Here is a 26,019-nt window from a genome sequence, read left to right as displayed (position 1 = left end):
CGTTGATGCTGAATCGGATTCGGATTGATGGAGGGGCCGCGCGGTGCTGGGACGGGGATTGTCGCTGTTGACCGGGGTGGCCGCCGGGATCACCGCGGTGGTGGTGTCCCGCCGGGCCCGCCGGGACGTCAGCAAGGTCGCCCTGGAGAACGCCCGGCTCGCCGCGATCGTCGAGGCCTCCCAGGACGCCATCGTCAGCAAGACCCCGAACGGCACGATCAAGAGCTGGAACCCCGGAGCCGAGCGACTGTACGGCTACACCGCCGAGGAGATGGTCGGGCACGACGTCAGCCGCCTGCTGCCGGCCGACCGTCTCGGTGAGGAGCGGGAGCTCCTCGCCCGGGTGCGCCGCGGCCAGGCCCCGACCCGGTACGAGACCCGCCGCAAACGCAAGGACGGCGCCGAGATCGAGGTGTCGCTCAGCATGGCCCCGATGCGCGACACCGACGGCACCGTGGCCGGCACCGCCACCGTCGCGCACGACATCACCTCCCGGGTCCAGGCCGACCAGCGCCGCCGCGCCGAGCGCGAACAACTCGAGATGATCATGCAGGCGGCCAGCGACCCGTTCTTCACCATGGACGGCGCCGGGGTGATCACCGAGTGGAACCGGCAGGCCGAGCAGGTCTTCGGCTGGGAACGCGCCGAGATCCTGGGTCGCGAGGTGGCCGGCACGGTGCTGCCGGAGGCGTACCGGCCCGCGCTGCGCCGGCTGCTCGACGGCCGCCTGGAATGGCTGCTGGACCGGCCCACCGAGATGGCCGCGACGCACCGCGACGGCCACGAGATCCCGGTCGAGCTGACCATGTGGCGGATCCGGCACGGCGGCGCCCCGCACTTCCACGGCTTCGTCCGGGACATCACCGCCCGGTTGCAGACCGAGCAGGCCCTCGCCGAGGCCCGGGACCAGGCGCTCGAGACGGCCCGGCTGAAGTCGCAGTTCCTCGCCTCGATGAGCCACGAGATCCGCACCCCGATGAACGGCGTGATCGGGCTGACCGGCCTGCTGCTCGGCACCCGGCTCGACGAACGGCAGCGGCGCTACGTCGAGGGGATCAGCGCCGCCGGGTCCGCGCTGCTCGCGGTGATCAACGACATCCTCGACTTCTCCAAGCTGGAGGCCGGGAAGGTGCTGCTGGAGGAGGCGAACTTCCAGCTCCGCAAGCTGCTCGACGAGGTGGTGGCGCTGGTCGCCCCGCCGGGCACGCACGACCGGCTGACGGTCACCGCGCTCTGCGATCCGCGCCTGCCGGCCGTCCTCGGCGGCGACCCGGCCAAGCTGCGCCAGGTGCTGCTCAACCTGGTCGGCAACGCGGTCAAGTTCACTCCGCACGGGCGGGTCACGGTGACCGCGAGCCCGGACGCCGAGTCGGCCTGCGAACCGGGCGCGGTGCCGGTCCGGTTCGAGGTGCACGACACCGGCATCGGCATCGACGAGCACCAGCGGGAGCGGTTGTTCGAGGCGTTCATCCAGGCCGACGCCGGGACCACCCGGCGGTTCGGCGGGACCGGGCTGGGCCTGGCGATCAGCCGCGACCTGGTCGAGGTGATGGGCGGCCGGATCGGGGTGGACAGCGTCCCGGGCGAGGGCAGCACGTTCTGGTTCACGGTGACGCTGCGCGCCGCGCGGGAGGATTCCGACCTGTCCGAGCGGCACTCCCTCGACGGGCTGCGGGTGCTGGTGGTGGACCGCAACGACGACGACCGTACGGTCCTGGCCGAGCAGCTCGGTCAATGGTCGATGGACGCGATCGGGGTGCCGGACACGGCCGGCGCGGTCGATGTGATGCGCGACGCCGCCGCCACCGGACGGCCGATCGACCTGCTGATCGTGGACATGCACGCGGCGCCGGGGGAGACGCTCGGGCTGACCCCGCCGGACTGCCCGGAACCCCGGACCATCCTGCTCGCCGACGATCCGCACCACCTGCCCAGCGAGCCGGACCTGACCTGGGTGTCGGCCGCCTTCGCCAAGCCGCTGCGGCAGTCGCAGCTGTACGACGCCCTGGTCGGGGTGCTCGTCGGCCCGTCGCCGGGAACCGCGCCGGACACCCCGCGGGCGACCCGGCGCGGTCATCTGCTGCTGGTGGAGGACAACGAGATCAACCGTACGGTCGCGCTGGGCCTCCTCGCGAACCTCGGCTACAGCGCCGACGTGGCGGTCAACGGGCGGGAGGCGGTCGAGTACGCCGGCCGGCGGGACTATGCGGCCATATTCATGGACTGCCTGATGCCGGAGATGGACGGATACGCGGCCACCGCCGAGATCCGCCGCCGCGAGCGCCCGGGGCGGCACGTGCCGATCATCGCGCTGACCGCCAGCGCCCTGGCCGAGGACCGGGCCCGCTGCCTGGACGCCGGGATGGACGAGCACCTGGCCAAGCCGCTCATCCCGGCCGACGTGGCCCGGGTGCTGGAACGCTGGGCGGCCCCGCCGGAGAAGGCGGAGGAGCCGGCCCCGGGAGTGGTGGCGGAGATCGAACGGCGGCTCCACCAGCTGCGCGGCCCCGACCCGGCGGCCACCGCGGGGGCGCTGGCCGGCCTGCTCGCCACCCTGTCCGCGAAGATCCCGGAACACCTGGACCGGATGCAGCAGGCCCTCGCCTTCGACGACACGGACCTGCTGCGCACCGAGTCGCATCAGCTGATGGGCGTGCTGGCCAACCTCGGGGCGAGCGCCGCGACCTCCGCCTGCGCCACGATCGAGAGCGCCGCCCGGGCCGGCGACCTGGACGCGGCCGTCGCCGCGTACACCGCCGCCCGCCCGGCGATCATGGAGGTACGGGACGCCGCCGACCGGATCCGCCGCTCCCGCCCGGCGGGAGCCGAGGCGTCGTAGCGGCTCAGGCGCCGACCCGCTCCCGGCGGTCGGCGTACAGGCTGGTGGCGGTCACGGTGGCCAGGGTGAGACCGATGACGGCCAGCGACGCCGCGATCGGGATGTCCGGCACGCCCGCCCAGACCTTGTGCGCCCAGTGCAGTACCAGCTTCACCCCGATGAACGCCAGGATCAGCGCCAGCCCGAAGTTGAGGTGCCGCAGCTTGTCCAGGACGTTGTGCAGCACGAAGTACAGCGCACGCAGGCCGAGCAGGGCGAACGCGTTCGTTGCGAACACCAGGTACGGGTCCTCGGTGACACCGTAGACGGCCGGCACCGAATCGACCGCGAACACCAGGTCGGTCATGAAGACGGCGGTCACCACCAGTGCGAGCGGGGTCAGCGTACGGCGGCCGTCCAGCCGCACGGTCAGCTTCCCGCCGTCGTAGCTGTTGCTCACCGGCATCAGCCGGCGCATCAGCCGTACGCTGCGCATCCGATCGATGTCGACCTGGTACTCCTCGCGCCGCAGCGCCTCCCGGAACACCTTCACCGCGGTCAGCAGCAGGATCGCGCCGAACAGCAGGAACGCCCACGTCCCGCTCTGCAGCACCACCGCGCCGGCCGCGATGAAGATCGCCCGCAGCACCAGCGCGCCCGCGATGCCGTAGAGCAGCACTCGCTGGGCCAGCTCCGGCGGCACCGCGAACGCCGCGAGCAGCAGCATGAACACGAACAGGTTGTCGACCGAGAGCGACTTCTCGACGATGTAGCCGGTCAGGAACTCCATCGCGGGCCGCTGCCCGTACACCTGCCAGAGCACCAGCCCGAACGCGCCCGGGAGCGCCAGATAGAACAGTGACCAGCCGACCGCCTCGCGCATCGCCACCGCGTGCGGGCGGCGGGTGATCACGAAGTCGACGGCCAGCAGAACCAGCAGCACGGCGATGGATATCGCCCAGAGCCGCGGGGAAGCGATGGACGGCAGATCGAGCATGGGGCCCCCTCGGACACGAGTCATCGTCCGAGGTCTCCCTCACCCGTGTGGATCACCGGGCGAACGCACGAGGGCACTTCCGTCGTGCCCGTGGTGACCGCCACGCTCTCGCGGAGGTACTCCCCTCGCGGGCCAGCATAGACAGGAGCAGGCCGCGGAACCACGCTTCACCACCGATTTCGGCATGCCGGATGACGCGCCGTGACCGCCGGAGGGACGTGGCGGGTGAGCAGCCCGCACCGGCGTCAGATCAGGTTCCGGAGGGTCGCCGCGAAACGCGCGGGGGCCCGCAGATGCGGGAGACAGGGCCGCTTGCCCGCTCGCGGCTGTGTGCGACTGCCGTACCAGCAGCGGTACGACGAGAGCACGCTCCGGTCGAACCGGGCCTCGGTGAACTGCCGGTACGGCCCCGGCACACCGGCCAGGTCAGCGATCGCCCGATGCTGTTCCGGGCTCTCCGGCGGCGCCGCCGGCTCGTCGAAGGTCAGCACCGCCCGGGTCGCGTAGGAGCCGGCGAACGCGTCCGCGAGCAGCGCTCCCTCGCCCTGTCCGACGAGCACCGGCGCCCGGTGCAGTTCCAGGTTGCGGACCAGCACGGCGAGGTCGCGGGCCAGCGCTTCCAGATCGTTGTCGCCCCGGGCCGCGGACTGGCCGTGGCCGGGGAGATCGACGGCGACGACACTGCACGCGTCACCGAGCTCGGCCGCGACCGGCCACCAGATGGTGCGGTCGTAGAACAGGCCGTGCAGCAGGACGACCGGGCGGCCGAACCGGCCCCAGCGGTCGTAGACCAACAGGTTCTTCGGGGTTCCGTGGGCGTGGGTGGTGCGGCGCGGGGGTTGAGGATGCACGGCGATGGACTTCCTGGTTCGGGGGGACACCAAACATGCGCCGGATGCCCCGCGGAATCCAAACATTGCCCGAAATTGATCTCTCGATGATCGTGATACGTATAGGGACGTGCGAAGTCCCTCTCCTGCCCTGACCAACGCCCCGGCGCTCGGGCCGTGGCGGGCGATCCTCGGATTCGGGCTGGTGAGTCTCGCCGCCGACATGGTCTACGAGGGCGCCCGCTCGATCACCGGTCCGCTGCTCGCCGGTCTGGGCGCGTCCGCGCTGGTGGTCGGCCTGGTCACCGGAGCCGGCGAGGCGGCCGCGCTGCTGCTGCGCCTGGTGTCCGGCCCGCTCGCCGACCGCACCGCCCGGTACTGGTCGCTCACCATCGCCGGGTACGGCCTGACCGCGATCTGCGTGCCGCTGCTGGCCGTCACCCCGCTGCTCGGCGGCGCCGGGCTGGCCGTCGCCGCCGTCCTGATCGTCACCGAGCGGATCGGCAAGGCGATCCGCTCCCCGGCCAAGTCGGCACTGCTCGCCGAAGCCGCCGGAGCGGTCGGCCGGGGCCGCGGGTTCGCCGTCCACAAGGCCCTCGACCAGATCGGCGCGTTCGCCGGGCCGCTGCTGGTCGCGGCGCTGATCGTGGTCTTCACCGAGCCGGGGCCGGCGCTCGCGCTGCTGGCGATCCCCGGCGCCGCCGCGATGATCCTGCTGGTGTGGATCCGGCGGCGGTTCCCGGCTCCGTCACCGCAGGACCGGGGTGTGCCGGACACCGGCCGGCTGCCACGGCGTTTCCACTGGTTCGCGGTGTCCGCCGGGCTCGCCACCGGCGGGCTGCTCACCTTCGGGCTGATCTCCTACCACGCCGCCGAGACCGGCCGGATCCCGATCGCCGCCGTGCCGGTGCTGTACGCCGCCGCGATGGCCGCGGGCGGGCTCGCCGCCCTGGCCAGCGGCCACCTCTACGACCGCTGGGGCGCCCGCGTCCTCTACGCGCTGCCGGTCCTCGCCGCCGCCACCCCCGCGCTCGCCCTCTCCGGCGGCACCGCCGCGATCGTCGCCGGCACGATGCTCTGGGGCGCCGCCGTCGGGGTGCAGGACTCCACCGTCAAGGCGCTGGTCGCCGATCTGGTCGCGGCGCCCCGCCGGGCCACCGCCTACGGCGTCTTCGCCGCTGTCCAGGGTGTCGCCGCGCTCGCCGGCGGCGTCCTCGCCGGCGCCCTCTACGAACAGTCGACGGCCCTGCTCGCCGTGGTCTTCGCCGTCGCGCAGGCCGCCTCCGCGATCCTGCTGACGGTGACCCTCCGGATGCGCTGATCGCCCATGCCGGGCAGCGAAACCGGCCGCGGTGCGGTAGGGATGGGTGATGAGCGACCTGAGGCTCCATCGCAGACTGCTGCTCACCGCGGGTTCCGGCGTCCTCGGCGTGACCGTCCTCAACACCCTCACCGGCTGCACGAAGGCCGATCCGGCGCCGGCCGGGAGCACCGCTCCCTCGGCCGGCGCGACGCCGTCCGCGACCGGCGCCACGGTGACCGGCGACTGGCGGCGCGTCGACCTGTCGTTCGTCTCCGTCTACCTGCTGATCCGCGGCGGCGAGGTGGCGGTCGTCGACACCGGCACCGCCGGCTCGGCGACCTCGGTCGAGGACGTGCTGAGAACCGCCGGTCTCGGCTGGGCCGCGGTCAAGCACGTGATCCTCACCCACCAGCACCAGGACCACGCCGGCGGCCTCGCGGAGATCGCGCCGCTGGTCGGCGCCACGCTGTACGCCGGGACCGACGACGTCACCGCGATCGGCGAGCCGGGCGGCAGGAAGCTGCGGGCGGTCAAGGACGGCGACGAGGTCTTCGGCCTCCAGATCGTCGGGACGCCCGGGCACACCCTGGGCCACGTGTCGATCTTCGAGCCGGCGACCGGTGTGCTGGTGGCCGGGGACGCGCTGCGCAACCTGGACGGCCTGCAGGGCTCGGCCCCGGAGTACACGTCCGACCAGGGCAAGGCCGCCGCCTCGGTGAAGAGGATGGCCGCCCTGGACGTCACGGCGATCCTGCCCGGCCACGGCGACCCGCTCACCACCGGCGCGAAGGAAGCCCTGCAGAAACTCGCGGCCTCGCTGTGAGGACCCGGTTCTGACACCCGCGCGATCCGGTCCGGCAACCGGTCCGCACCCGGGCCGGGCGATGGTGGTCGAGTGGAGTCGACGGGGGACCGGAAACGTGGCGGCCGGGCGCTGCTGCTCGCGGGCGTGCTGCTCGCGCTGCTGGCGCCGCTGCTCGGCGACGCGGCACGGCAGGCCGCGTACGTCGTCGTCGCCCTGGCCGCGCTGGCCGCGGTCCGGGGCGGGCTGCGCCGGTACCCGCGGGCCCGGCGCTGGGCCTGGTGGCCGCTCGGCGCCGCCATGATCTGCTCCGCGTGCGCGAACGCGGTCTGGGGCGCCGGGCTGGCCGCCGGGCTGCCGGTGCCGGACGCGCTGACCCTCGTCGACGTCGTCTACCTGGCCATGTACCCGCTGCTCGCGGCCGGGCTGCTGGCCCTGCCGGACACCCGGGGCGCGCGCTGGGCCGGGCTCACCGAGGCCGGCGTGGTGCTCTGCACCGGCATCGTGCTGATCTGGGTGCTGCTCTACGGCCCGTTCGTGCACGACGCCGGGCGGTGGCAGGGCGCGGCCGGCGTCCTCGCGTACCCCGCCGCCGACCTGCTGGTCCTCGCCGCCGCCACCCGCATGATCGCCGTCCGGAGCCGGCTGAGCCGGTCGGACCTGGCGCTGCTCGGCGCGGCCGTGGTGCTCACCGTCGCCGACGTGATCTGCTTCCTCTCGGTCGCCGCCGGCGGCTCCTGGTCCGGGCCGGGCTGGAGCGCCACCGGCTGGGTGCTGGTGTTCCTGCTGATCGGGGCCGCCGCCCGGCATCCGGACGCGGCCGGAACCGGCGCCCCGGCGAACGGCCCGGCCCGGACCTGGACGTCGGTGGCCGCCAACGTCGTCCTCGTCATGATCGGCCCGGCCGCCACCGCGTACCTGCTGGCCACCGAGGACCCCAGCCGCGGGCTGGACCGGATCGACCTGGCCGTGCCGATCGGCGCGACCGCGCTCACCGCGCTGCTGCTGGTCCTCCGGCTCACCCACACCAGCGAGCTGGCCGACCGGCGTGCGGCTCGCCTGTGCGACGCCCTCGACGAGCAGGACGGGCTGCAGCGCGAGCTGAGCCACCAGGCCCGGCACGACGCGCTCACCGGCCTGCCGAACCGCGGCGAGCTGCAGCGCCGGGTGGCGGGCGGCGACGGCGCGCTGATCCTGATCGACCTGGACGGCTTCAAGGACGTCAACGAGCGCCTCGGCCACCCGACCGGTGACGCCCTGCTGCTCGCGGTCGGGCGGCGGCTGAGCGACCTGGCCGGCGACGGCGGGACGGTGGCCCGGCTCGGTGGCGACGAGTTCGCGCTGCTGCTGGCCGGCGCCGGGCCGGTCGAGGCGGCGGCCCGCGGCGAGCTGCTGCTGTCCGCGCTGCGTGAGCCGGTGCCGGCCGGCGGGCAGTCGCTGCACGTGACCGCGAGTGCCGGGATCCGGGTCTACGACCGGCTGGCCGACCCGGTCCAGGTGCTCAGCGACGCCGACCTGGCCCTGTACGCGGCCAAGGCGTCCGGCAAGGACCGGGCCGCCGTCTTCGACGTGGCGATGCGCCGGGAGCAGGCCGACCGGATCCGCCTGCTGGAGCGGCTGCGCGCGGCCGTCGCCGCCGACGAGTTCGCCGTGCACTACCAGCCCATCGTGGCCCTCGACGACGCCCGGCCGGTGGCGGTCGAGGCGCTGGTGCGCTGGCTGCCACCGGGACAGCCGCCGATCGGGCCGGACCGGTTCATCCCGGCCGCCGAGGACAGCGGCCTGATCGTCGCGCTCGGCGAGTGGGTACTGCGGCGGGCCTGCGCCGACGCGGCCGCCTGGCACCGGCGGTGGGGCACCACGGTCACCGTCAACGTCTCCCCGCGCCAGCTCGTCGACCCGCAGTTCACCGCGAAGGCCCTGGCCGCGCTGCGGGACAGCGGCTTGCCCGCCACCGCCCTCACCCTGGAGATCACCGAGGGCGTGCTGGTGCGCTCCGGGGCGCCCGCGCAGCAGGCGCTGCAGCACCTGGGCGCGCTGCGGGCCGAGGGCGTCCGGGTCGCCGTCGACGACTTCGGCACCGGCTACTCGTCGCTTGCCTACCTGCGCGACCTGCCGATCGACGTGCTGAAGATCGACCGGTCGTTCATGCCCGCCGACGACACCGACACCCGGCAGGCCGCCCTGGTCCGGGCGATCGTCGACCTGGCCGCCGGGCTCGGCCTGACCACCGTCGCCGAGGGGGTGGAGACCGGCTACCACGCCGACCTGCTGCGCGCCCTGGGCTGCCAGCGGGGCCAGGGGTACCACTTCGCCCGGCCGATCCCGGCAGCCGACCTGACCATGTTGCTCGCCGACGCCGTCACCGTTCAGGTGTGCCCGGCTCCGGCCGAACAGAACAGTGACGCCGGACGCGGAATGAGTGGCAAGTGACGGAAACAGGGCTGACCGGTATCGAACTGGTCGACGAGCTCGGCCGTGGCGCGTTCACGATGGTGCACCGGGCCCGCCGTGGCGACCGCTGGTACGCGGTGAAACGGCCGCTCGCCGCCGCGAGCGAGTACCCGCGGATCCGCACCGAGCTCCACCGCGAGGCGGCGCTGCTGGCCTGCATCGACGATCCCGGCGTGGTCCGGGTGCACGCGGTCGGCGACCTCGACGGGACGCCCGCCCTGGTGCTCGACCACCTGAGCGGCGGCTCGCTCGCCGACCAGCTCGGCGGCGGGTTGATGGCCGAGGAACGGGTGGTCGCGATGGCCGCTCGGCTGGCCCGCGGCCTGGCCGCCGCGCACCGGCTCGGCCTGGTGCACCGGGACGTCAAACCGAGCAACATCATGGTCGGCCCGGACCAGCCGGCCACCCTGATCGACTTCGGCCTGGCCCAGCTCGGCGACGAGCGCGGTGACGCCGACGAGGCGGTCGGCACCTTCCTCTACTCGTCGCCGGAGCAGTCCGGCATGCTCAAACGCCCGGTCGACGGCCGGTCCGACCTCTACTCGCTCGGCGTGGTGCTCTTCGAATGCCTCACCGGCCGGCTGCCGTTCGAGGCCGACGACGTCGGTGAGCTGCTGCGCCTGCACCTGGCCGCGCCGGTCCCGGATCTGGCGCAGCTGCGGCCCGGCATCGACCCGGCGCTGTCCGCGGTGGTGTCCCGGCTGCTCGCCAAGGACCCCGACGACCGCTACCCGGACGCCGTCGCGCTCCTGGCCGACCTGCGCGGCTGCCCCGGCGGCGCGGCGGCCGAGCAGCCCGCCGTCTCCGGCTGGCCGCTGCGCGGGCGCGCCGCCGAGGCGGAACGGCTCTCCCGCCGCTGGGAACGGGCCCGGGCCGGGCAGGGGGGCATCGCGGTGATCCGGGGTGCGGCCGGCTCCGGCCGGACCCGGCTCGCCGCCGAGGTGGCGGCCGAGGCGTCGGCGGCCGGGCTGCCGGTGCTGTGGGCGACCGGCCGCCCGGACGAGGCGTCCCCGCTGGCCGTGGTCCGGGAAGGGGCCGCCTCCTGGCGGGCCGGGCTGCGCCGGCTGCCGCCGCGGCAGCGCGCGATCGTCGAGGAGCAGGTCGCCGAGGCGACCGCGGTGGCCGGCGCCGGGCTGCTCGCCCGCCTGTTCGGGGATGTGCTGCCGGTCGCCGGCGAGCCGGCCTCCGGCGGTGACGAGCACGTCCTCGGGGCGGGCACCGCGTTCATCGGCGAGATGGCCACCCGCTCCGGCGGGCTGCTGCTGGTCGTCGACGACGCCCAGCATCTCGACTCCGGCACCCGGCAACTGCTGGAGAAGCTTTCCGCCGAACTGTCCGGGCTGCCGGTGCTGGTGCTGCTCACCGCGCCGGACGGCACGCCGGACCCGGCCGCCGGACTGGACGGGCCCGGCGTCCTCGAGGTGACCTGCGCCCCGCTGCCCGCGCCGTCGGTCGCCGACGTGATCGCCTCCCGGCTGCCCGGCGCCGAGGTGACCGTCGAGCTGGTACGGCACGTGACCGCGCGGACCGACGGGACGCCGCTGGCCGTGGTCAGCCACCTGCTGCGGCTGCTGGACGCCGGACTGCTCAGCCCGTTCTGGGGCACCTGGCGCCTGGACATCGCCGGCGCCGACGCGCTGCCGCCGGTCGCGGACGTCCGGGACATGATCGCCACCCGGCTCACCGGACTGTCCGAGGCCACCCTCGACTGCCTGACCGCGGCCGCGGTGGCCGGCATCCGGTTCCGCCCGGAGACGCTGCTCGCGTTCGGCGAGATCTCGCGTGTCGAGTTCGGGTGCGTATCGCGGCCGGACGCGGCACACCCGAACGGGGCCGACCCGGTGCTCGACTCGCTCGCGGCGGCGGCGGACCGGCACGTGCTGGAGCCCCGGCCCGGCGGCTGGTACGCGTTCGTCCACCCCCAGCTGCGCGACGTGCTGCTGGAACGGCTCGGCGAGGACCGGCTGCGGCGGATGCACGCCGACATGGCCCGAGCGCTGGAACGACTGCCGGAGGACCTGCGGGACGAGGGGCACGCGTACGCGGTCGCCCGTCACCTGCGCCAGGCCGGGGACGCCGCGTCCCCCGCCGACCGCCGGCGCAGCGCCGCCACGGCCGGCCGCCGGGCCCTCGCCGACCAGGCGCCCGCCGAGGCCATCGACTACCTGACCGACGCCGTCGCCGGGGATCCGGCGCCGGCCACCGAACTGCTGCACGTGCTGGCCCAGGCCCTGCTGCGGGCCGGGCGGCTGGACGAGGCCGATGCGTTGCTCGACCGGGCGCTGGCCGGTGAGCCGGACCGGGTGACCCGGGCCCGGCTGCTCACCACCCGCATCGAGCGGCACCACACGGTATGGGCCGACGACAAGGCCCTGGAGGCCACCCGCAACGCGCTGTCGGAGCTGCGCCGGCCGCTGCCGGGGGGCGTGTTCGCGCTGATCACGACGCTGTTCATCGCGCTGGCGGGTGGGCTCGTACGGCGTACCGGAATCGGCTTCGGAACCGCACGCGGCGGCAACCGGGAGACGCTCGCCGCGCTCGCCGCCGTCCTCGACGCGGGCGGCTATGCCGCCGGGGTCGGCCTGCACCTGAAGGAGGCGGGCATCCTGGCGTTGCGGGCCCTCTACGCGGTGAACCGTCTCGGTCCCTGCGCCGAGTACGTCCGGGTGTACAGCCTGATCGGGTACGTCACCGCGGTGATCAGATTGCGCGGTACCAGCGACCGCTGCCTGCAGCGGGCCGCCGCCGTCGCCGCGGGGCTGGGCGATCCCGGCCTGGGCGCCTACGTCGAGTGGATGCGTGGCTGCGCGCTGCTGATGAGTGGCGCCGACGACGGCAGCGTGTGGGAGAGGACCACCACCCGCAACGCCCGGTGGTACGTCCCGGCGCAGCTCATCCCCGGGTACGCCACCCTGGGCCTGCGTTACCTGCTGCGGGGGTACGTCGACGAGGCGGCCCGCGAGTACGAGCGCGGCGTCAGCCACCTCGCCGACCCCGCGCTCGCGTTCGGCACCTCGCTGGGCATGCTCAGCGTGATGGTCCCCGCCGGGCAGAGCCGGTTCGGCGAGGCGGCCGCCGCCCTCAAACGGCTGCGTGAGGCGTTCCCGCCCGGCACCGGCACCCGGGTGCAGCGGGCCAACAGCCTCACCGCCGCCGCCTGCGTCCTCCTCGAACAGGGCGAGGTCGGCCCGCAACTGGAGGAGGTGCTCGACGAGTTCTTCGCGCTCGGGCTGCGCCGCGGCGAGCTGATGCCGCAGCACCGGTGGCTGTACGTGTACCGGGCGCACGCCCGGCTCATCCAGTTCCGGTACGCCGCCGACGCCGACCGCCCGGCCCGGCTCGCGGTGGCCCGTGACGCGATCCGCGACCTCGGCCGGGTCGGCGGCACCCCGCTGCTGCGCTGCGTCCACCTGACCACCAAGGCGTCACTGCACCTGGCCGCCGGGGAGCCGCAGCGCTGCGTCAAGCTCGCCGACGAGGCCGAACGGCGGCTGCGGCAGGTCGACGCGCCGTTCATCCAGTACGAGGTGTTTCGGATCCGGGCGCGGGCCATGCGGGCGATGGGCATGACCAACGAGGCCGACCGGCAGGCCCGGTTCGCGCTCGGGATGACCACGTTCCACGGGTGGGAGCAGCGGCGGCGGCAGACCCGTACCGAATTCGGGGTGGACGAGGGTGCCGGGACGCACCGCCGGACCGTCGCCGAACGCCGCCCGGCCTCCGGCCGCAACCGGCACCTGGACGCGTTGCAGCAGGTCGGCGCGGCCGCCGCGACCATCCTCGACCCGCAGCAGCTGGCCAGCGTCGCCCTCGACGAGATGTTGCGCATCCTCGGCGCCGAACGGGCCATCTTCTTCCTGCTCGACGAGTTCGGCGAACCCGTCCGGTACTCCGGCCGGGACGTCTCCGGCGACCTCGCGGAAACCGGCGAGTACGGCGCCAGCCTGGTCCGCCGGGTCGCCGAGACCGGCGAACCGCTGGTGGTCACCGGCACCGAGCAGGGCGCCGCCCTCGGTTCCCGCAGCGCCGTCGTGCACGGCCTGCGCAGCATCCTGATCGCCCCGGTCCAGTTCAAGGGCCGTCTCGTCGCGGTCGTCTACCTGGACAGCCGGCTCGCCCGCGGCATCTTCACCGACGAGGACGTCGCCGTGCTCACCGCGGTCAGCAGCCACGTCGCACTGTCCCTGGAGACCGCCCGGGCCGCCCAGCTGCACTCGGCCGTCGAGGCGGCGCGCAAACAGCAGGCGCTCGCCGAGATGCTGCGGGCCAGCCTCGCCGAGCTCAGCGCGATCCTGGAGCCGGACCGCCTGCTGCGGCAGCTGTCCGGCACGCTCCAGACGCAGCTCGGCGCCTCGGCCGGCTGCCTGATCAGCCGGGACGGCGAGGTGCTGTCGGTGGTCGGTTCGGCGCCGCCGGAGGCGGTCGGCGCGACCCTGCAGCTGACCCTGGGCGAGGCGCCCGAGTTGCTGGATCCGGCGGAGACCGCGGGGGTACGGGAACGGATGCTCGCCGGCGCCCCGGTGGCGCTGGCCGTGCCCCTGACCGGACGCGACGGCCCGGCCGGCGCCGTGCTGGTCGGCGGCAGCGGGCTCGACGACACCAGCCGTCAGGTCGCGGCGGCGCTCGCCACCCAGGGCATGGCGGCGTACGAGAACGCCCGCCTGTTCAGCCGGGTACAGGAGCTGGCCACCACCGACGAGCTGACCGGGCAGCACAACCGGCGGCACTTCTACGCCATCTCCGGCGCGTTGGTCCAGGCGGCCGCGCGCAACGGGCGCCAGCTCGCGGCCGTGATGCTGGACATCGACAAGTTCAAGTCGATCAACGACACGTACGGGCACGGGGTGGGGGACGAGGTGATCCGTACCGTCGCCGCCCGGATCCGGGGCTGCCTGCGTCACTCCGACGTGCTCGGCCGTTACGGCGGCGAGGAGTTCGCCGCCGTGCTGCCCGACCACGATGGGCACGCCGCCGAACTGGCCGAACGGATCCGCCGGGCGGTCTGCGCCGAGCCGGTCCCGAGCGCGGCCGGCCCGATCCCGGTGACCATCAGCGTCGGCCTGACGCAGCTCGCCCCCGGTGACACCAGCCTGGACGAGCTGCTGGCCCGGGCCGACCATGCGCTCTACCGCGCGAAGGAGTCCGGCCGGAACCGTGTCATGATCGACTAGTCGTGAGCTGCCTACGGCGTTCCCGTACGGCCAGCCGCAGTGCCGGCCACAGCCGGAGCCGCCGGGAACTGTCGCACGCGGCCAGCAGCCGGGCGAGCGCCTCCCGCTCCTCCGGCGGAACCACCGTGATCACGATGACCACCGGCAGCGCGGCCGCGACGATCTCGGTCAGCACGATCACCGCGAGCGCCCCGAGCGCGATCAGCACCAGATGACCGGGCATCTCGGTACCTCCTCGCCGCTCATCGCATCGTCGCGACGGCGGCCGCGACGAGCATCGCGAGGGCGATCATGGCAGCGAAGGCGACCGTCGCCGCGGCCGCCACGGCCTGGATGAGAGCCCCGATCGGGGACATCGCCCGCTTCAGCAAGCGCAGGACGACGACGAGGCAGACCCCGGCGAGCGCCAGGTAGAGCAGGGGCTGCGACAGCAGGGACGTGCCGATCGCATCCCAGGGCGCCGGGTCCCGCGGCGCCGCTTCCCGGGCCACGGAGAGGGAGGTGAGAAGGAAGGACATGACAGCCTCCGATCCTGGTGTCCGCGCGGGATCACCGCGCATATGCACCGACGGGGTCGTGAGTGATCACCGTCCGTGATCCAACGCTGGAGGGAGATGACAGCCCGTGACCCTTGAGAACGAATATGCACTTCTATGCGATTGATCGCAATCGTCATGCCACAGAGTGAATGTGGACTTCCGATCAGGTGATCCGATGTATAGGCTCGGTCCCCGTCACGGTGTCACTGGGTGAACAAAGTGGCCCGCGTCAACCCTTGCTTACCAGCGGGGTTGTGGTTAGGTGAGTCGCGAAGCCGAATATTCGACAAGCCTGCCGGGCCTTGACAACGGACGTAATCTTCTGCTTGTGAATTCTGACAATCAGGGCGTTCCGGGCAGCGGCACCGACGCCCCCAAGCTGACCCTCGTCACCACGGTCTGCGGTCCCGGCAGTTGCCCGACCGTCTACCGGACCGACCGCAACACCCTGGTGGTGCAGGGTTACACCGTCGCCTCGGACAGCGTCGACATCGACGTGCCAGCCGGTGAGCAACTCGTGGAGATTCCGATGGAACTGCTCGAGGCGGCCATGCGGAGTACTGAATAAGATGAATTCCTGACGAGACGGAGGGGGGCGAGTGCGGTGTCTGACTCGCCCGAACCGGCCGACCAGCCCGTCGAGACGATCGGACAGATTCTGGCGCGGTGCCGCCGACGGCAGGGGCTGAGCGGCCAGGCCCTCGGCGATCGGGTCGGCATGAGCCAGGCCAAGATCTCCCGCCTGGAGACCGGCGTGGTCGCCGCCGAGCCCGGCGACGTGCGGATGATCGCCGGGGAGCTCGGCCTGCCCCCCGCCGAGGTGGAGCGACTGGTGGAGCTCGCCGAACACGCCGACAACCGGGTCACCGACTGGATCTGGGCCCAGCCCGGCCTCGCCACCATCCAGAGCGAGATCAACCGGATCGAGGCGGCCGCCAGGGAGCTGCGGATCTTCCAGCCGGCGGTGGTGCCCGGCCTGCTCCAGACCAGCGGTTACGCGTGGGCCGTGATGACCGGCCTGACCGAGGGGCTGGAGGACGCCCGGCTCTCCGCCTCGGCGGTCACCGTCTCCGAGGCCGTCACCGCCCGCATCAAACGCAGCGAGCTTCTGATGGAGCCCGGCCGGGAGTTCCGCTTCCTGATCAGCGAGCAGGTGCTGCGCAACCGGGTGTGCGGGCCCGCTGACATGATCGCGCAGATCCAGCGCCTCCGTGATCTGAACGCGCTGGACAACGTGCACATCCTGATCGTGCCGGACGACGCGACCCTGCCGATGGCGCCGTTGCACGGCTTCTACGTCGCCGACAACCGGCTCGTCAGCGCCGACCTGCTCAACACCACGGTGATGTCGAAAGGACGGGAGACGGTGCGCACCTACCGGCGTGCCTTCGACACCCTGGAACGGGTCGCCGTGTCCGATATCGAGGAGATCCTGAGCCGTCACCTGGCCGATTACGTGCAGATGATGCTGCCGGCCCGATAAATCGCCCTGCTTGTCGGGTGTCACCGGCGTTCCTACCGTGAGGTTATGACGAACCACGAGAAGGCCGCCGTACCGATCGTGCGACCGGTGGTCAGCCTCTGCGGCACGGGGACCTGCCCGGCCGTCTACCGGAGCGGGCCCGACACCGTCCTCGTACAGGGACACGTCGTCGACACACACGTCGACGGGGTCACCCTCGGCGACGGCGAACGGCTCGTGGCGATCCCCCGCGACCTGCTCCTCGAAGCGGCCCGCCTGCTCCGGGAACAGGACACCTGATCTCCCCGGGCCGGCCCCCTGCGAGCGCGGATCTCCCCGGGCTGGCCCCTACGAGGCGCGGAAGGAGCGCCGGTACGCCTCCGGCGGCACCCCCACGGCCCGGTGGAAGTGCCGCCGCAGCGTCGCGGCGGTGCCCATGCCGGCCGCGACGGCGACCGCGTCGATGCTGTCGCCGGTGTTCTCCAGCAGCTCCTGCGCCCGCCGGATGCGCTGCGTGGACAGCCACTGCAACGGGGTCATCCCGGTCACCGCCCGGAAATGCCGGGCCAGGTTGCGGGAGCTCATGTTCGCCCGTCGGGCCAGATCCTCCACGGTCAGCGGCCGGTCCAGCCGCGCCATCACCCAGGGGAACAGCGCGGCGAGCGGATGGTCCTCGCGTTGCGGCACCGGGGTGGTGACGAACTGCGCCTGCCCGCCGGCCCGGTGCGGCGGCACCACCAGGCGGCGGGCCACCGCGTTGGCGACCGTCGAACCGTGGTCCCGGCGGATCAGGTGCAGGCACAGGTCGGCCGCGGCCGCCTTGCCCGCCGACGACAGCACGTCGCCGTTGTCCACGTAGAGCACATCCGGGTCGACCGTGACCCGCGGATAGCGCTCGGCCAGCACATCGGTGTGCGCCCAGTGCGTGGTGGCCGTCAGCCCGTCCAGCACCCCGGCCTCGGCCAGCACGAACGCGCCGGTGCACAGCGAGACGACGCGGGCGCCTGCCGCCCGGGCCGTGCGGACCGCGTCGAGCAGGGCGGGCGAAACCTCGGCGTCGACGTCGGCGACCGCCGGGACGATCACGGTGCCGGCCGTGGCGAGCCGGTCCAGGCCCGCGTCCGGCTCGATGCCGAACCGGCCCGCCCGCACCGGGCCGTCGCCGCAGACCACCACCTCGTACCAGGGGTCGGCCCGCCCGGTCGGATCGCGGGTGAAGATCTCGCAGGCCAGGGCGAGCTCGAAGTGCAGCATCCCGTCGGTGGCGGCGATCGCGATCACGGTCATGTCCGAAACTGTACGGCCATTGTCGTTCCCGACACTCGCCCCGTCGTTGCGGTCGTTGAAGGATGGTCAGCGAGGAGGAACGACAGATGACTCAAAAGATCGTCGCCGTTTTCGGGGCGTACGGGCACACCGGCCGTTTCGTGGTGGCGGAGCTGCTCGCCCGCGGATTCGACCCGCTCCTGATCGGCCGGGACGAGGCGCGGCTCCGCGAATTCGCCGACCTGCGATACCGGGTGGCCGCCGCCGACGGCGCGCTCGACCTGGCCGGCGCCCACGCGGTCGTCAACGCCGCCGGCCCGTTCGCCGCCACCGCCGCACCGGTGATCGAGGCCGCCCTGCGCGCGAAGATCCCCTACGTGGACGTGGCCGCCGAGATCGAGGCGAACACCGACACGTTCACCCACTTCAGCGAGCCGGCGCGGGCCGCGGACGTCGCGGTGGTCCCGGCGATGGCCTTCTTCGGCGGCCTCGGCGACCTGCTGGTCACCGCGGCCATGCGCGACTGGCAGACGGCGGACGAGGCCCATGTCGCGTACGGGCTGAGCAGCTGGCACCCGACCGCCGGCACCCTCGCCTCCGGCGCCGTCTCCCGCGACCGGCGGGCCGGCCGGCGAGTCCGCTACACCGGCGGACGCCTCGACTACTACACCCCCGACGGCGACCTGCCGGCCGTCGACTGGGACTTCCCCGCGCCACTGGGCCGCCGCACCGTCCTCGGCGACTTCACCATGGCCGACGTCGTGACCATCCCCAGCCACCTCGCGATCCCCGAAGTGCGCACGTACATGACCACGACGGCGGCCACCGACCTGGCCACCCCAGGCACTCCCGCGCCCGACCCGTCCGTCCCCTCCGGCCAGACCTTCACCGTCGACGTCCTGATCCGATCCGGCCGTCAGCAGCGCCGTGCCTCCGCCACCGGCCACGACATCTACGCGATCAGCGCCCCGCTCGCCGTCGAAGCCGTCACCCGCCTCCTCGACGGCCGCACCCACACCACCGGCGTCGCCTCCGCCGGCACGATCTTCGACGCCCCGGACTTCCTGCGCGCCCTGTCCCCGTACCTCAGCGTTCGCATTACGCCCTGCTGAGCTGTGCCTTCGCGGACACTCGACCGCCTGCCACCGGAGAGCCCCGCGCGCCGCCGGGAACGGCCGCTCGACAAGGGACTTCGGCGTTCCGCCGCCTTCCCGCGGCCGAGTATCCTCTCGATGATCCATGGACCGAGGGAGCGCGAGTGGCCAGGCGGGCGTACGACGGAAGACAGCTCTACGACCTGGAGATCTACCGTGGCCGCAACCGTAAGGAGGCCGTGACCACGCACCTCGACCTCGACAGTGACGAAGCGAAGATGCGTGCGCTGATCCTCGCGGCCATGAAGAACGATCGCGCCGACCTCGACGACATCGGCGAGTGGTCCATGACGATCCGCGATCACGGCGAAAGCCGGCTCCTCATGACCTACGTGACGACAGCCGATTCGTAGCGCTCTCCGGCGCGCGCCGAACGGCCGGGTCGTCAGCGGTCCGTCGTACTGAAGTGCATGTAGTCCTTGAGGGTCTTCCAGCGGCCGCCCCAGGAGAAGCCCTCGCTGGTGAAGGCGGGGACCGCACCGTCGGCGTGCATCATTCCGGCCCAGTGGTGGGTGCGGGCCAGCCATGGTCGGCTGTTCGGCGGATCGAGGTAGTCGCCGCGGATCATCGGGTTCTGCCGGGGGTTGATGTCGACCGCCAGGCCGTAGGAGTGCTGTGACCAGGTTCGGGTGCCCGCCACGAAACGGCACTCGTAGCCGAGCGTCAGCACCGTCCGGTCCGGCGGCACGGCCGGTGGCATCGCCATGATGGGGAACCGCCAGCGGTAGAGCTTCGCGAAGGCCCGCTGGACCGGGCCGACCAGGCTTCGGCGCATGGTGATGTGGCCGGTGTGGGCGCGGCCGTCGAAGCCGAGATACCGCACCCAGATGCGGCGCAGTTCGGCGGCCGGGACCGGGCATCGCTTCGCCGGGCTTCCGTTGGCCTCGGCGGTGGTCACCCTGGTCACCAGGGTCTTCCACGCGGGCAACGGCGACTCGGGAGCGGTCAGCCGCAACATCCCGTCGATCCGCAGGGGCTCGTCCTTCCCCAGCCCGTTCCAGTCCCGTAGCTGAGTGATCCGCAGCCCGTGCCGTACCGCGATCTGCGACAGCGTGTCCCCTGCCCGTACGACATGCGTGGTTGCCTTCGCCGGACCCGCCGCGGGTGCCACTCGGGTCGACGCGGGGATGGCTTGGGCCATCGCGGGGATCGCTGGGGCTCGCGCGGCGATGGCCTGGGCCGTCGCGGGGATCGCCGGGATGGCTTGGGCCGGAGCGGGGGTCACTCGGGCTCGCGCGGGGGTGGCTTGGGCCGGCGCCGGAACTGCTTGGGCCGTCGCGGGAATCAGGAGCGCACACAGGAACGCCGCCGCCATTCGTCTCACAGGAATCCACCCTGACCGCCGATCCCGGCTCGCGTCGGCCGAACCGGAGGTTTTCAGCCGAGCAACCGCGGGACTGCCCGGTTCACGGCGAACCACGACTGGTTTTCACTGCTGTCTCGAAAGTCGGCCATCACCGCAGCTCATGCCTTGGTTGAAGACGTTACGTCAACCGCGATGGTAGTCCGCTTCGCCCAGATCCACCCGTTCCAGAGTCATCACCTCATCCTGCTACACCCAGTCAGGCCGGGGAAGGGAGGCGTGGGCTGGGTCGTGCCAAGCGGGTGCAGGGGGCGTAGAGCTGTACGAGGGCGCCTGCAGGGCTGAGCGAGGCGGGTTCGTGTGTGGGGAGGCAGGGCTGCGGTGCTGCAGATTTGGGTGGGGGCCGGGCTGCACGGGGGCTGCAGATCTGGGCGACGGTGCAGGACTGCAGGGCTGAAGGTCGGGGGAGGACCGCCGGGCCACGCCGGTTGAAAAGGGAGGCGCGGCCCGGCGGGGCCCTCAGGCTTGAGTGGGCTGAGCCGGCATCTCTCCCGGCGTGGTGCCGGAGCCCGGCGTGGTGCCGGAGCCCGGCGTGGTGCCGGAGCCCGGCGTGGTGCCAGAGCCGAGGACGGTGCCGGGGGCCGCATCGGAAGCAGTCGCGGGGCCGGGGCCGGGCGAGGGTTCGGACGCCGAGTCGGACGCGGGCTGAGCGGGGGGTGGGGTGTCGGTGAGCTGTTCGCGCAGGTAGATCCAGAGGACGGCGATCATGGCGGCGACCGGGACGGCGAGCAGGGCGCCGACGATCCCGTACAGGCTGCTGCCCAGGGTGACGGCCAGCAGCACGACGCCGGCGTGCAGGCCGAGGCCGCGGCTCTGGACCATCGGCTGGAAGACGTTCCCCTCCAGTTGCTGCACCACGATGATGATGATGAGGACGATCAGGGCGTCGGTCCAGCCGTTGGTGACGAACGTGATGACGACGGCGACGAACCCGGCGAACAGGGCGCCGACGATCGGCACGAAGGCGGTCACGAAGGTCAGCACGGCGAGCGGCAGGGCGAGGTCGACGCCGAGGACGGCCAGGCCGATGCCGATCAGTACGGCGTCGAGCAGGCCGACCAGGGCCTGCGAGCGGACGAACGAGCCGAGGGCGTTCCAGCTGCGGCTCGCCACCTCGGGGACGTCGGTCGCCAGGCGGCCCGGGAGTTGCCGGCTCAGCCAGGGCAGGAACCGCGGCCCGTCCTTGAGGAAGAAGAACATCAGGAACAGCGCCAGAATGGTGTTGACCAGGCCGTTGAAGACCGAGCCGACGCCGCTGAGGGTGGCCGTGGCGATGCTGCCGACGCTGGCCTGGAGCTTGTCGACGCCGGTGTTGATGTACTGGTTGGCCTGGTCGTCGGTGATGTTGAAGGGCGGGCCGGCGGCCCAGTCGCGCAGTTCGGCGATGCCGGCGACGACCTGGTCGGCCAGCTCGCCGGACTTGGCGCCGACGGGAGCCGCGATGCCGACGATGGTGCCGATCGCGACGACCAGGAAGAGCAGGGTCACCACGGTGGCGGCGAGCGCCGGCGGCCACTTGTGCTTGCGCAGGAACCGGGCGGGCGGCCAGGTCAGGGTGGTGAGCAGCAGCGCGATCACGACCGGCCAGACCACCGACCACGCCTTGCCGACCAGCCACAGCGTCACCCAGGTCGACAACAGGACCAGGAGCAGTTGCATCGAGACGCCCGACCATGTGCGGAGCGCGCCTCGCGTCTTTCTCGGATTCAGACCCGTGCCCATGCGATCACCCTAAGGATCCCGCTCCCGGTCCGCTCGCCGGGCCACGCTGTGCCGCGCAGGAAAAGCGGCCCACGCTGTGCCGGGGTAGGAAAAGCGGCCCATGCTGTGCCGGGGTAGGAAAAGCGGCCCACGCTGTGCCGCCGTAAAAAGGCGGCCGTAGAAAGGCCGTAGAAAAGCGTGTGGAGCCCGGGCGCGATGCGCGGCCGAACTCCACACGCTCAGGTGGCACGGATGTCAGAGAGCGAGCGCGAACTTGAGGAAGTCCCCGGTACGGAACTGGCCGGTGACCGGGGCGATCGGCGCGACCGGCCGGAACCCCGGGTTGACCTTGAGGTAGCTGTTCCGGTCGGCTTCCAGGATGCCGAGGACGACCTCGGTGACGATCCGGGCGCCGACCGGCCCGAGGCGCTCCCCGGCGTACGTGAGCTCCGCCTCCTTGAGGATGTAGAACCAGAGCGGCGCCTTGCCCTGCCAGCCGGCGTTGTCCGGGTCGGGGAGGCCGAGCTGGGCGTTGCTGAGCGGGGTGACGCCCATTCTTCTCGCCACGTCCTGGCCGGCGGGCAGGCCGAGCCGCACGCCGCGGATCAGGTTGCGTTCGGCGAGGGACGGGGTGCCGTCGTTCACCACTGTCGCGGGCATGTTGAACAGCGGCAGGGACAGTTTCCCGTCGATGCGGCGGGCGGCGTTGCGCGGCGTGGCGGGTTTTCCGGGCACGTCGAAGAAGTGCCACCAGTCGATCTCGAGGCGGGCCGGCAGCGGCCGGTTGCCTCGCAGGTCGCCGCCTTCCTGGCCGAAGATGGCGGCGGCCGCGGGCGGGTTGGTGCGGGTGTTGAGCAGGTACCCGGCTCGGATCATGCTGTGCCCGAACCGGTAGGCGGCGACCGAGTACTCGATCGGCATCATCGGCCGGTTCGGGTTCTTGGGCTTGTAGAACTCCCGCTTGACCTTGCCCTTGTTGTCGAGGAAACGGCCGACCACCTCGGGCCCGGCGATCTTGTCGAGGAAGTCGTGCACGATGATCCACTGGAAGTGCCAGCGGGTCAGCCGTTGCGCCTCGGCCAGGTTCTTCGCCAGGCCGGTCGCCAGGGTGCGGTTGTGGAACTTGGCGAACGCCAGGTGCAGTTGGGCGACGATCAGGTTCTCGTCGTTGCGGGTGTCGCCGAGCAGGGCGCTGCCGTCGTCGCGGCGCGGCAGGTCGTCGACGCCGCCGGCGTTGCGGACCACCTTCATCCGGGTGCGGTCGGCCTCGTACAGGCCGGGGTCCTCGGCGGGGCCCCGGCCGTACAGCGAACCGAGGTCGAAGGACGGGGTGTCGAAGTTGGTCAGCGCCAGCGGGTCGGCCTTCGCGTCGGCGAGGGGCGTGCGGTCCAGCGTCATGTCGTGGTCGATGAACTGGCCGAGGAAGGTGAACCCGGCGGGGATGCGCAGGTTGTCGAGGTCGGTCGGGTTCGGCGTGTTCGGCTCGCCCATCTGTGCGGCCAGTGACCGCAGCAGGCTCTCCGGCGGCGCGTACGCCTCGGTGTTCTTGAACATGACGCCGAAGCGGCCCTCTTTGTCGCGGCCGGCCTTGACCGCGATCTCGCTGCCCCGGTTCAAGGCGACGGCGTGTTTCCAGTCGCCGGGGGCGCCCGGGGCGCCCGGGGCGCCGGCCGCGGCGTGTGCCGGGCCGGTCAGCGCGGCGCCGGTGGTCCCCACGGTCGCCGCGACGGCAGCGGTCCCGGCGAGCAGCGTCCGCCGTTCGATGTTCGAGTCAGCCATGCCGGGAAGTTAGCCAGCCGGCGGCCATGATTGCGACATCCTGTGACACCGCGGTGGAAATAAGAACTGGACGGATTAATACGACCCGGCAGCGTTGTCTTCCAACGGGGGAGCAGCCCGCAACCTGCGGTGCCGTCGTACGTTGGGCACCGCTGTGGCCGCCAGAACGAGCATCGCCGTGCCGAACGCGCACCACATGATCGCCGGGAAGGTGTGCGGAACCAGCCAGCCGGCGGTCACCACGAGCAGGAGGGTACCCACCCACAGCGGCGCGGACGGCCATTTCGCGCCGGCTGCCACCTGGGCGTTGACCAGCACGTACACCAGGGCGTAGATGGCGCCGGTGGCGGCGAAGACCGGGGCGTACCGGCCCAGCCCGACGTAGTCCTCGCCGCCGGCGACCCGGAACGCCAGGCCGCCGGCCAGCGCGGACGCGGTGACCAGGGCGGTGCCGGACGCGGTGACCAGGCCGACCGCGAGCAGCAGGGCCCGTCGGCTGCCCTGCGCGAGCCGGGGCAGGACCAGCACGGTCACCACCTGCGGCGCCCACATCGCGCCCTTGGTGAGGATGGTGCCGACGGTGTACGCCCCGGAGCCGGTGTCGCTGAGCAGGGTGCGGGCCAGCAGCAGGTCGGCGTAGGAGACGACGAGCATGGCCAGCGACGCCGAGCAGGCGGTGAAGACCTGGCGGGCGGTGATGCCGAGCGCGCCGGAGCCCCCGCTCGGGGTCCGGGCGATCAGGGCCAGCGCGGGCGGGATGAGCAGGGCGGTGGCGGTGCCGATCAGCATCGACCCGGTCAGCCCGGCGCCGGTCAGCAGGCCGGCGGTGAGGCCGCCGTACCGTCCGGCGGCCTGCACGGCCATGCCGGCGGCCAGGCGCAGGAACCGCTCGTCACCCTGCAGTTCGCCGAGCCAGCGGCCGGCCACCACGATCGCGCCGGTGTAGACGGCCAGCAGCGGGATCACGGCCGGCGGCAGGTCCAGCAACGACGGCCCGGCGAACGGGACGAGCAGCGCGACCAGGACGGTGCAGGCGGCGGCGGTGAGCCATCCGGCCCGGCGGGCCGACGCGCCGGGATGCCGCACCCGGTGCACCGCCACGGCGATCTGCAGGCCCATGCTGGGGACGGCGACGATGCCGGCGATCGCCAGGACGGTGCCGAGGGCGCCGAGATCAGAGGCCTCGAGGGTACGGGCCCCGAGCACCGGGACCAGATAGCCGAGCGCGCTGGTGACCGCGCTGGCGACGGCGACCGCGGCGGCCCCGGCGCCGACCCGCCGGCCGGCCGTGGAAGCCGGCCCGGTTACAGCCGTCCCTCCGCGACCGCCTGCCTGATCCACGGGATCACCTCGTCCAGCATGGTGTCGAGGCTGGTGCCGGCGGTGAAGCCGAGCACGTCGCGCGCCTTCGAGACGTCCGGGACGCGCATCGCGACATCGTGCGCGAACGGCTCGTCACTGACGTACGAGAACGGGGTCTCGGAGCCTTTGATCTTGCGCCAGATCATCTCGGCGAGCGCGAGCACGGTGGTGGACTCGGCGGTCGACAGGTTGAAGTCGTCGTTGAGCGCCGCGTCGTGCTCGATCGCGGTGGCGATGCCCCGGGCCAGGTCACCGCCGTAGGTGTAGTGGCGCACCTGGTCGCCGGCGCCGAGGATGTGCAGCGGGTCCTGGCCCTTGAGCACCTTCTGCACCAGGTCCGGGACGACGTGCGACATGGCCAGCTTGACGTTGCCGGACAGCACCTCGGCCGAGCCGAGCGCCCGGCCCTCGCCGATGCCGACGCAGTTGAACGGGCGGACGATCGTGTACGGCAGCCGGTACTGGTCCCAGGCGGCGCGGGCGTAGTACTCGACGGCGAGTTTCTGGAAGCCGTAGGAGGACTTCGGCGGCGGCACCTCGTGCTGGTCGCCCTCCTTGCTGGGCCAGCGGTCGGTGGACTCGAAGACCATCGACGACGACACGTAGGTGACCTTCTTCAGCGTCCCGTCGCGGTGCGCCCGGATCGCCGCGTCGCAGGAGGCCGCCATGATCCGCTCGTTGGTGGCGAGCAGGTCGTACGCGTACGCGTGGAAGTAGGAGATCCCGCCGATCATCGCCGCCCCGGCCACGAAGTGGTCGCAGCCGTCGAGCAGCCTCGTCACCAGCTCCACGTCGCGGGCGTCGCCCTCGGTGAAGTGGTAGTTCGGGTGGCTGTCGTAGCTGTGCGACACCGGGCCGTACTTGGAGAAGTCGTCGAGGCCGACGACCTCGTGCCCGCGGCCCAGCAGTTCCGAGACCAGATATCCGCCGATGAATCCGGCGGAGCCGGTGACCAGCACCTTCATTCTGTGCCTCCCTTGGCGTGCGCTCCCGGCCCTCGCCCGCGAGGTTCGCCGTT

20 protein-coding genes are annotated in these 26,019 nt (G+C 72.7%); 10 read left to right on the top strand and 10 right to left on the bottom strand.

Going from position 1 to position 26,019, the window contains the following annotated elements; translation table 11 throughout:
• Positions 1 to 43: 43 nt before the first annotated feature.
• Positions 44 to 2,839, top strand: a complete 2,796-nt coding sequence (locus tag Aut01nite_RS16445; protein ID WP_083998437.1) for a hybrid sensor histidine kinase/response regulator — start codon at positions 44 to 46, stop codon at positions 2,837 to 2,839.
• A gap of 4 nt (positions 2,840 to 2,843) precedes the next feature.
• On the opposite strand, the gene Aut01nite_RS16440 is transcribed toward Aut01nite_RS16445, so the two are convergent.
• Both Aut01nite_RS16440 and Aut01nite_RS16435 read right to left on the bottom strand, forming a co-directional pair.
• The gene (locus Aut01nite_RS16440) at positions 2,844 to 3,815 is read right to left on the bottom strand and encodes a TerC/Alx family metal homeostasis membrane protein (RefSeq protein WP_043521743.1); all 972 of its coding nucleotides are present in this window, start codon (positions 3,813 to 3,815) and stop codon (positions 2,844 to 2,846) included.
• 245 nt (positions 3,816 to 4,060) lie between these two features.
• Positions 4,061 to 4,666 carry an alpha/beta fold hydrolase gene (locus Aut01nite_RS16435; RefSeq protein ID WP_052163092.1) on the bottom strand — a complete coding sequence of 202 codons (606 nt, stop codon included), beginning with the start codon at positions 4,664 to 4,666 and terminating at the stop codon, positions 4,061 to 4,063.
• A gap of 166 nt (positions 4,667 to 4,832) precedes the next feature.
• Here Aut01nite_RS16435 and Aut01nite_RS16430 point away from each other — a divergent pair, with 166 nt between their 5' ends.
• The 4 genes from Aut01nite_RS16430 (at position 4,833) to Aut01nite_RS16415 (ending at position 14,375) form a co-directional block, all read left to right on the top strand.
• Positions 4,833 to 5,966: an MFS transporter gene (locus Aut01nite_RS16430; RefSeq protein WP_373871500.1), complete on the top strand. Its 1,134-nt coding sequence runs from the start codon at positions 4,833 to 4,835 to the stop codon at positions 5,964 to 5,966.
• Between the two features lie 49 nt (positions 5,967 to 6,015).
• Positions 6,016 to 6,771, top strand: a complete 756-nt coding sequence (locus Aut01nite_RS16425; RefSeq protein WP_043521745.1) for an MBL fold metallo-hydrolase — start codon at positions 6,016 to 6,018, stop codon at positions 6,769 to 6,771.
• A gap of 72 nt (positions 6,772 to 6,843) precedes the next feature.
• Positions 6,844 to 9,183, top strand: coding sequence for a putative bifunctional diguanylate cyclase/phosphodiesterase (locus Aut01nite_RS16420; RefSeq protein WP_052163093.1), 2,340 nt, complete (start codon positions 6,844 to 6,846; stop codon positions 9,181 to 9,183).
• Positions 9,180 to 14,375, top strand: coding sequence for a diguanylate cyclase (locus tag Aut01nite_RS16415; protein ID WP_043521746.1), 5,196 nt, complete (start codon positions 9,180 to 9,182; stop codon positions 14,373 to 14,375). The genes Aut01nite_RS16420 and Aut01nite_RS16415 overlap by 4 nt, the downstream gene beginning before the upstream one ends.
• On the opposite strand, the gene Aut01nite_RS16410 is transcribed toward Aut01nite_RS16415, so the two are convergent.
• Positions 14,362 to 14,598: a hypothetical protein gene (locus tag Aut01nite_RS16410; protein WP_043521747.1), complete on the bottom strand. Its 237-nt coding sequence runs from the start codon at positions 14,596 to 14,598 to the stop codon at positions 14,362 to 14,364. The two genes, Aut01nite_RS16415 and Aut01nite_RS16410, sit on opposite strands and share 14 nt — an antisense overlap.
• Before the next feature lie 19 nt (positions 14,599 to 14,617).
• On the bottom strand, positions 14,618 to 14,893 hold the full coding sequence (locus Aut01nite_RS16405; protein WP_043521748.1) for a hypothetical protein: 276 nt from the start codon (positions 14,891 to 14,893) through the stop codon (positions 14,618 to 14,620).
• Between the two features lie 349 nt (positions 14,894 to 15,242).
• Here Aut01nite_RS16405 and Aut01nite_RS16400 point away from each other — a divergent pair, with 349 nt between their 5' ends.
• The 3 genes from Aut01nite_RS16400 to Aut01nite_RS16390 are packed head-to-tail and all read left to right on the top strand — an operon-like array spanning position 15,243 to position 16,676.
• Positions 15,243 to 15,482, top strand: a complete 240-nt coding sequence (locus Aut01nite_RS16400; RefSeq protein WP_052163094.1) for a hypothetical protein — start codon at positions 15,243 to 15,245, stop codon at positions 15,480 to 15,482.
• Positions 15,483 to 15,518: 36 nt separating this feature from the next.
• Positions 15,519 to 16,397, top strand: a complete 879-nt coding sequence (locus Aut01nite_RS16395; protein ID WP_052163095.1) for a helix-turn-helix domain-containing protein — start codon at positions 15,519 to 15,521, stop codon at positions 16,395 to 16,397.
• Positions 16,398 to 16,442: 45 nt separating this feature from the next.
• The gene (locus Aut01nite_RS16390; RefSeq protein WP_052163096.1) at positions 16,443 to 16,676 is read left to right on the top strand and encodes a hypothetical protein; all 234 of its coding nucleotides are present in this window, start codon (positions 16,443 to 16,445) and stop codon (positions 16,674 to 16,676) included.
• A 48-nt stretch (positions 16,677 to 16,724) separates the two neighbouring features.
• Here Aut01nite_RS16390 and Aut01nite_RS16385 read toward each other — a convergent pair whose 3' ends face one another.
• Positions 16,725 to 17,663 carry a helix-turn-helix domain-containing protein gene (locus Aut01nite_RS16385; protein WP_043521749.1) on the bottom strand — a complete coding sequence of 313 codons (939 nt, stop codon included), beginning with the start codon at positions 17,661 to 17,663 and terminating at the stop codon, positions 16,725 to 16,727.
• 86 nt (positions 17,664 to 17,749) lie between these two features.
• Here Aut01nite_RS16385 and Aut01nite_RS16380 point away from each other — a divergent pair, with 86 nt between their 5' ends.
• Both Aut01nite_RS16380 and Aut01nite_RS16375 read left to right on the top strand, forming a co-directional pair.
• Positions 17,750 to 18,754 (top strand): saccharopine dehydrogenase NADP-binding domain-containing protein, encoded by a 1,005-nt coding sequence (locus Aut01nite_RS16380; protein ID WP_043521856.1) that lies wholly within the window; start codon positions 17,750 to 17,752, stop codon positions 18,752 to 18,754.
• A gap of 146 nt (positions 18,755 to 18,900) precedes the next feature.
• Positions 18,901 to 19,149: a hypothetical protein gene (locus Aut01nite_RS16375; RefSeq protein WP_043521750.1), complete on the top strand. Its 249-nt coding sequence runs from the start codon at positions 18,901 to 18,903 to the stop codon at positions 19,147 to 19,149.
• A 32-nt stretch (positions 19,150 to 19,181) separates the two neighbouring features.
• On the opposite strand, the gene Aut01nite_RS16370 is transcribed toward Aut01nite_RS16375, so the two are convergent.
• From Aut01nite_RS16370 to Aut01nite_RS16350, 5 genes are all read right to left on the bottom strand, one after another.
• Positions 19,182 to 19,937 carry a M15 family metallopeptidase gene (locus Aut01nite_RS16370; RefSeq protein WP_083998440.1) on the bottom strand — a complete coding sequence of 252 codons (756 nt, stop codon included), beginning with the start codon at positions 19,935 to 19,937 and terminating at the stop codon, positions 19,182 to 19,184.
• 681 nt (positions 19,938 to 20,618) lie between these two features.
• Positions 20,619 to 21,818: an AI-2E family transporter gene (locus Aut01nite_RS16365; RefSeq protein ID WP_236642476.1), complete on the bottom strand. Its 1,200-nt coding sequence runs from the start codon at positions 21,816 to 21,818 to the stop codon at positions 20,619 to 20,621.
• A gap of 297 nt (positions 21,819 to 22,115) precedes the next feature.
• Positions 22,116 to 23,639, bottom strand: coding sequence for a peroxidase family protein (locus tag Aut01nite_RS16360; protein WP_052163098.1), 1,524 nt, complete (start codon positions 23,637 to 23,639; stop codon positions 22,116 to 22,118).
• Positions 23,640 to 23,714: 75 nt separating this feature from the next.
• On the bottom strand, positions 23,715 to 24,980 hold the full coding sequence (locus Aut01nite_RS16355; protein WP_043521751.1) for a lipopolysaccharide biosynthesis protein: 1,266 nt from the start codon (positions 24,978 to 24,980) through the stop codon (positions 23,715 to 23,717).
• Positions 24,944 to 25,966 carry an NAD-dependent epimerase/dehydratase family protein gene (locus Aut01nite_RS16350; RefSeq protein WP_043521752.1) on the bottom strand — a complete coding sequence of 341 codons (1,023 nt, stop codon included), beginning with the start codon at positions 25,964 to 25,966 and terminating at the stop codon, positions 24,944 to 24,946. The genes Aut01nite_RS16355 and Aut01nite_RS16350 overlap by 37 nt, the downstream gene beginning before the upstream one ends.
• Between the last annotated feature and the right edge of the window lie 53 nt (positions 25,967 to 26,019).

The organism is Actinoplanes utahensis, from assembly GCF_016862455.1.
Taxonomy (GTDB): domain Bacteria; phylum Actinomycetota; class Actinomycetes; order Mycobacteriales; family Micromonosporaceae; genus Actinoplanes; species Actinoplanes utahensis.
This window is presented reverse-complemented; position numbering and strand designations above follow the sequence as displayed.

Bases quoted from the DNA above. Each gene is read 5' to 3' on its own strand.
- Aut01nite_RS16405 (WP_043521748.1), bottom strand. From the start codon at position 14,893: ATGTCCTTCCTTCTCACCTCCCTCTCCGTGGCCCGGGAAGCGGCGCCG.
- Aut01nite_RS16425 (WP_043521745.1), top strand. From the start codon at position 6,016: ATGAGCGACCTGAGGCTCCATCGCAGACTGCTGCTCACCGCGGGTTCC.
- Aut01nite_RS16410 (WP_043521747.1), bottom strand. From the start codon at position 14,598: ATGCCCGGTCATCTGGTGCTGATCGCGCTCGGGGCGCTCGCGGTGATC.
- Aut01nite_RS16380 (WP_043521856.1), top strand. From the start codon at position 17,750: ATGACTCAAAAGATCGTCGCCGTTTTCGGGGCGTACGGGCACACCGGC.
- Aut01nite_RS16365 (WP_236642476.1), bottom strand. From the start codon at position 21,818: ATGCAACTGCTCCTGGTCCTGTTGTCGACCTGGGTGACGCTGTGGCTG.
- Aut01nite_RS16350 (WP_043521752.1), bottom strand. From the start codon at position 25,966: ATGAAGGTGCTGGTCACCGGCTCCGCCGGATTCATCGGCGGATATCTG.
- Aut01nite_RS16440 (WP_043521743.1), bottom strand. From the start codon at position 3,815: ATGCTCGATCTGCCGTCCATCGCTTCCCCGCGGCTCTGGGCGATATCC.
- Aut01nite_RS16370 (WP_083998440.1), bottom strand. From the start codon at position 19,937: ATGGCCCAAGCCATCCCCGCGTCGACCCGAGTGGCACCCGCGGCGGGT.
- Aut01nite_RS16360 (WP_052163098.1), bottom strand. From the start codon at position 23,639: ATGGCTGACTCGAACATCGAACGGCGGACGCTGCTCGCCGGGACCGCT.
- Aut01nite_RS16385 (WP_043521749.1), bottom strand. From the start codon at position 17,663: ATGACCGTGATCGCGATCGCCGCCACCGACGGGATGCTGCACTTCGAG.
- Aut01nite_RS16390 (WP_052163096.1), top strand. From the start codon at position 16,443: ATGACGAACCACGAGAAGGCCGCCGTACCGATCGTGCGACCGGTGGTC.